Raw genomic sequence first — 4,939 nt, 5'->3', positions numbered from 1 at the left:
CGCTGCCTTTGCACCAAGTCCGAGGGAAGCTCTGTGGTCTTGGGTCTCTAGAGCCTACTTGCGCCCCTTCGGCTCCACCGGCGCCGCCTGCGTCACCGAACTCGCCAGCCCATCGAGCGTTCCGCCCGACAATCCCAGCTCGCTCATCAGTGCATCGATCAACGGCGCCTGGCTGCGATAGCGCAACGCCGCCGCGACCGCCTGATCCGCCAGCCCACCGACAGGCGCGCTGCCATCCGCGCCACCCGCACCATTGCCGCTCGACCCATTCAGCCCATCGACATGGAGGATCTTGATCCCGTCGATATTCTGCATCGGCTTGACGCTTTCCGCGATGATCTGGGGCAGGGCCTCGATCAGCTTGATCCGTACCTGCATGGCGATCTGCTCGGCCGAAAGCGTATTGCTCGCTTCGTTGATCGTCCGCTTGCCCTCGGCTTCGACCTTGTAGGTCGCAGCCAGCGCCTCGGCGCGCAACAGCTCGGCATCGGCCGAACCCTTCGCCCCCACACGCTGCTTTTCCGCATCGGCCTCTGCCGCAATACGGATGGCCTCGGCCCGGTCAGCCGCCGCCGCCTTTTCCGCTTCGGCCGCCACGGTAATGCTGATGGCCTGCTGCTCGGCCGCCTTGCGCGCTTCAATGAGCTGAATGGCCTTCTCACGTTCCGCAACCGCGGTCTGCCGCGACGTCGTCACCTCTTCCGCCGCCTTTGCGGCCAGCGCACGCGCCTCGTCGGCCGCGGCGTCGGCGACAGACTTTTCCTTGCTCTTGATCGAAACCGCGATATCGCGCGCCTGTTCGGCGAGGGCGATCTGCTTGGCCTTGTCCACCGCCGCCGCTTCCACCGCCAGCGCCGTCGCGATCTCGCGTTCCTTCACCACCTGTTCCGAGGCGATATCGGCCTGCCGCACCTGCTGCGCCGCCAGAATGCGCGCTTCTTCCGCCTCGCGCTCGCGTTCCGATTGCTGCTGCTTGATCAGCGCCGATTGCTCGGCCATGCGCACCTGGATTTCGCGCTCCTGTTCGAGCCGGGCGAATTCCTTGTCGCGGGCGATCTGGTACTTCTGCTGCTCGGCATCGAGGTTCTTGCGCTCGATCAGAACCTGCGTTTCCTGCTCGATATCGTTGCGCGTCTTTCTCCGCTCTTCGATCGCCTGCGTCAGCTTGGTCAGGCCTTCAGCGTCAAACGCGTTATCAGGATTGAAGAATTCGCGATTGGTCTGGTCGAGCCCAGTCAGCGACACGGATTCAAGTTCGAGACCATTCTTCAAAATGTCCTCGGAAACCGCCGCCTGCACCTTCTGCACGAAATTGACGCGCTGCTCGTGCAGCTCTTCCATCGCCATTTCCGCCGCGACAGCGCGCAGGGCGTCGACAAACTTGCCTTCCACCAGCTCCTTCAGTGCCGCCGGCTCCATGGTGCGCCGCCCCAGCGTCTGCGCCGCATTGGCAATGGATTCCACCACCGGCTGCACGCGCACATAGAACTCCGCCTGCACATCGACGCGCATACGATCCTTGGTGATCAGGGCCTGCTCATTGGCGCGCCGCACTTCGAGCCGCAGCGTGTTCATGTTCACCGGGATCTGTTCATGCAGCACCGGGAACACCAGCGCGCCGCCATTCATGATCACCTTCTGCCCACCAAAACCGGTGCGCACGAAGCTGACCTCCTTGGAAGACCGGCGATAGAGCCGCGCCACGATCAGGCCAATGGCAAACAGCGCCACGAGGATGACGGCTATGATGATCAGGATATCGAGAAGGGTCTGGGACAAGGCGAAAGTCTCCTGGCTGGTGGGGGCGGGGCCTGTCGTCTGAAGGGTAAGCGGGGTGGTCGGTTGTTCTATCGGTGTCTGCACGATCGGCGGGTCGGAAGGATCACCCGTGGCCGGTGTCTTGACCTTTGCCATCACTGCACCGGCTTGAGCCGGACGATGGCCCGAAACACATGGCCTTCACGACGCACCAGCACCACTTCCGAACCCTCGGAGAGCAACTGCTGCACGTCGTCGGGCTCGACCAGCACATAGTGAGTCTTGCCATGAATATCGGTGAGTTTTGCTTCGGCTGGCTTGCCGCTGCTGGCCGTGCCGCGAAACACCGTCGCGACCCGGCCGATGAAGTCTGCCGTGCTGACCGCGTCAGTCTCTTCCCGCGGCATCAGCTTGCCCAACCAATGGCCCACATGATGGGTCGCGAACAACGAGAAGATCGCAGCCGGCACGCTGGCAATGGCGGGCTCCAGCGCAAACCCGAAAATTCGCCGCATCGCTTCCTGCAGCACATAGCCGCCGAGCCCGAAGCTGGTGGTCGCGACAATGAGCACGACCAGCGCCGGCAATCGCCCAAAACTCAACCAGCTCAGAAACTGGCTCAGCGGCCCCATCTCAATCCCCGAAGCATCGGCGTCGGCATCGGGCAATGTGCTGTCAATGGCCTCGCTGGGGCTCAGCCCGATCAGCACGCCGGCCAGTTCGATGAGTGCGATAGCCAGGGTCAATCCGAGGGCGACGGCGAAGGGTGCCGTTTCGGCCGCAAAAAGATCCATTCCAGCCTCCCCCAAGCCGTCTGCACGTCGCCAATATTGGCCGGGCCGCTCACCCGGTCAAGCCACGGCGCTCCTCACGCGTGTCAGTTCGAAAAATTTGTTCCGTTTCAATATGTTGTGCCTGCCGGCGGAATCGCAATGCCAAGCGCTTGAATCACTGTTTGAGGCATTTGAATCAAAGGATAAGGTTGCTCATTCGCAACATCTCCCGGTCCAAGAAGTCGCCGCCGGGCTCATGGCGGAAATGTGAATAGTCAAATCACGTTGGCTCTGTACTCTTCACGATATTCACTCGCCGAAATGCGTCACCGGCCTCGCACCTCTGGAGATACAAGCGTGCCCTTGCGTTGGCAGGAAGTGGCTTTGCCGCTTTTCGTGATTACCCTTCTTATCGCCCTCAAATATTTGCCCATGACGGCCCATTTGCCGCTCTCCCGCGCCGCCGGCGTGGTGGCCTTTGGCTATGCGGCATTCCTCGCCCTGCGCCTTGTCCAGCCTGAAGAGGGCATCATGGTCGAAGGCGGCTGGTCCGAGCTGCGCCCGTCGCTCGTCGAATATTTCGCCTGCTACGGCTCGGCCGCCCTGGCGGCGGTGCTGCTCTTTGCCGTCATTTTCATGGGCCAGGCCGCCGACACCACCCAGTTGATCGCGACCTATCTCGCCGTGCTTCTCCTCGCTGCCGGTTCGGTCGGCATCGGCATGGCCGGGCTTTTCACCAGCACCCGCTGGGACAATCGCCAGGTGACCCAGCGCACCGCCCGGGGCGGCGAGACGACACTCGATTGGGCCGACGTCCGCTCCGTCAGCCCGAACTGGCGCGGCATCACCATCACCGGCACCAGCGGCCGCATCACCTTCTCCCAGTTCCATGGCGGCGCCTCCCAGCTTGCCAAGCATGCCGCCAGCCGGGCCATGCGCAATGCCGAAACGGCCACCAAGGCCTTTGCAACCCTGTGATGAAAAGGGGGCGCATCAGCGCCCCTTATTCCACCCATAAGCACAATGCGATTGTCCGGGCGGCCAGCCTCTAATACCTTGGCCCCATGAACGCCCCCACGCCCCACCACACCATTCGCTCCGTCTGCCCGCACGACTGCCCATCGGTCTGTGCGCTCGATGTGGACATTCTCCCCGATGGCAAGGTGGGCCGCGTCCGCGGCGCCAAGGACGATCCCTATACGGCCGGCGTCATCTGCGAAAAGGTCGCCCGCTATGCCGAGCGCATCCATCACCCCGAGCGCCTGACCCATCCCATGCGCCGTGTCGGCCCGAAGGGGGCAGGGCAGTGGCAGCGCATTTCCTGGGATGAGGCCCTCGACGAAATCGCCACCCGCTTCCTCGCCATCGAGGAACAGCACGGCCACGAAGCCATCTGGCCCTATTTTTATGCCGGCACCATGGGTCATGTGCATCGCGACGGCATCGAGCGCCTGCGCGCCGTCCGCGGCTATTCCCACCAATACGACACCATCTGCACCGGCCTAGCCTGGCCCGGCTACATCGCCGGCACCGGCCTCCTGGGCGGCGTCAATCCCGAGCAGATGGCCGAGAGCGATTGCGTCGTCATCTGGGGCACCAATGCGGTGCACACCCAGGTCAATGTTATGACCCACGCCATGAAGGCCCGCAAAACCCGCGGCGCCAAGATCGTTGTGGTCGACATCTACCGCACCGCCACCATGGACCAGGCCGACATGGGCCTCGTCCTCCGCCCCGGCACCGACGGTGCGTTGGCCGCCGCGACGATGCACGTCCTCCTGCGCGACGGTCTCGCCGACCGCGACTACATGGCGAAGTACACGGACATCTCGCCCGATTTCGAAGCGCATTTGCAGACGCGCACCCCCGAATGGGCGTCCGAAATCACCGGCCTCTCCGTTGCCGAGATCGAAGCCTTCGCCCACCTCGTCGGCTCGACGCCCAGAACCTTCTTCCGCCTCGGCTACGGCTTCTCCCGCCAGACCAATGGCGCCACGGCCATGCACGCCGCGCTCTCCATTCCTGCCATGACCGGCGCCTGGCAGCATCGTGGCGGCGGCGCCTTCCATTCCAATTCCGGCACCTGGGGCCTCGACAAGTCGCGCCTCGAAGGCACTCACCTGCAAAAGGGCACGCCGCGCCTCCTCGACATGTCCGAGGTCGGCCCGATCCTCACCGGCAATGCTGCCGCGCTGCAGAACGGCGCTCCGGTCCACGCCATGATCGTGCAGAACACCAACCCTGCCTGCGTCGCCCCCGACCAGACGCTGGTGCGCCAGGGTTTTATGCGCGACGACCTCTTCCTCGTCGTGCACGAGCAGTTCATGACCGAAACGGCCGAACTGGCCGATATCGTCCTGCCCGCCACCATGTTCCTCGAACACAACGACTATTACACCCGCGGTGGC

At 63.7% G+C, this 4,939-nt stretch carries 4 protein-coding genes; 2 read left to right on the top strand and 2 right to left on the bottom strand.

Annotation, left to right across the window (positions count from 1 at the left end):
- Window positions 1-54: 54 nt before the first annotated feature.
- The gene (locus tag ABW043_RS16185) at window positions 55-1,779 is read right to left on the bottom strand and encodes a flotillin family protein (RefSeq protein WP_353922231.1); all 1,725 of its coding nucleotides are present in this window, start codon (window positions 1,777-1,779) and stop codon (window positions 55-57) included.
- Window positions 1,780-1,913: 134 nt separating this feature from the next.
- Window positions 1,914-2,552 (bottom strand): YqiJ family protein, encoded by a 639-nt coding sequence (locus ABW043_RS16180; protein WP_353922230.1) that lies wholly within the window; start codon window positions 2,550-2,552, stop codon window positions 1,914-1,916.
- Window positions 2,553-2,888: 336 nt separating this feature from the next.
- Between ABW043_RS16180 and ABW043_RS16175 the strand changes: the two genes are divergently transcribed.
- The gene (locus ABW043_RS16175) at window positions 2,889-3,509 is read left to right on the top strand and encodes a hypothetical protein (RefSeq protein ID WP_353922229.1); all 621 of its coding nucleotides are present in this window, start codon (window positions 2,889-2,891) and stop codon (window positions 3,507-3,509) included.
- Between the two features lie 86 nt (window positions 3,510-3,595).
- Window positions 3,596-4,939: molybdopterin-dependent oxidoreductase (locus ABW043_RS16170; protein WP_353922228.1), on the top strand; the 1,344-nt coding region annotated here is incomplete at its 3' end.

The sequence above is a fragment of the Devosia sp. genome, assembly GCF_040509215.1.
Classification (GTDB): Bacteria; Pseudomonadota; Alphaproteobacteria; order Rhizobiales; family Devosiaceae; genus Devosia.
This window is presented reverse-complemented; position numbering and strand designations above follow the sequence as displayed.

Excerpts from the sequence above, each read along its gene's own strand:
- ABW043_RS16180 (WP_353922230.1), bottom strand. The coding sequence starts at position 2,552 with ATGGATCTTTTTGCGGCCGAAACGGCACCCTTCGCCGTCGCCCTCGGA.